The sequence below is a fragment of the Kitasatospora sp. MY 5-36 genome (assembly GCF_001182915.1).
Taxonomy (GTDB): domain Bacteria; phylum Actinomycetota; class Actinomycetes; order Streptomycetales; family Streptomycetaceae; genus Kitasatospora.
This window is the reverse complement of record NZ_LFVW01001383.1, coordinates 1-692: the sequence shown is the minus strand read 5'-3', so window position 1 is coordinate 692 and position 692 is coordinate 1. Positions and strand designations below refer to the sequence as shown.

The 692-nt window shown below is 75.4% G+C and carries 1 protein-coding gene and 1 pseudogene; one reads left to right on the top strand and one right to left on the bottom strand.

The annotated features are described in order from the left end of the window. Positions 1 to 322, bottom strand: a pseudogene (locus tag AE652_RS42565) (hypothetical protein); the annotation flags it as partial. Positions 323 to 454: 132 nt separating this feature from the next. Here AE652_RS42565 and AE652_RS42560 point away from each other — a divergent pair. Next, on the top strand, positions 455 to 692 hold a 238-nt coding region (locus AE652_RS42560), incomplete at its 3' end, for a sigma factor-like helix-turn-helix DNA-binding protein (RefSeq protein ID WP_049661679.1).

Below are 692 nucleotides of genomic sequence, written 5' to 3'. Positions count from 1 at the left end.
CCACCCCGGCGGCCGCCCGGTGGAGCCGGACCACGGCCAGGACGCCGAGCAGCAGCGGAGTGACGGTCAGCGGGGCGTCCGTCGGCCCGCGCAGCAGCGGCGCCCCGTGCCCGAGCAGCCAGAGCACCCCCGCCAACCGGGTGACAGCGGCCGCGCCGTCGTCCGCGTACGGCGTCGCGATCCAGAGCCCCAGCACCGGCAGCCCGACCGCCGCCAGGCCGACCAGCGCCGTCCGCACTCCCGCCAACAGGTCGGCCAGCGCGGGGCGTCCGCCCAACACGCCGGGCGGTTCCAGGATCGGACGACCCATCAGCTGCGTCATGGGCCACATGGTGCCAAGGCGACTCGCCATGCTCCGTGAAGCGCCAAACCGCCGCCGTGTCCCAGATTATTGGCTTATGCGCATTTTCAGACCCTGCCCCCAAGCCGCCGGCGCCCCGGCCCGGAGCGTCTGATGACCACGCCACCCACCGCCGACTCCCCCACCCCGGAGCGCCACCGCAAGCCCGACCATGCCGGGACCGACGCGGGCCGCCTGCTGCGGAAGCTGACCCCCCGTGAGGCCCAGACCCTGGCCCACCTCGCGGCCGGCCACGACCTCCCCCGCACCGCCGCCGCCCTCGGGGTCACCCCGAACACCGTCCGCAGCTACCTCCAGCGCGCCCTCCACACCGAGGAGCAGCGCCAAGCCC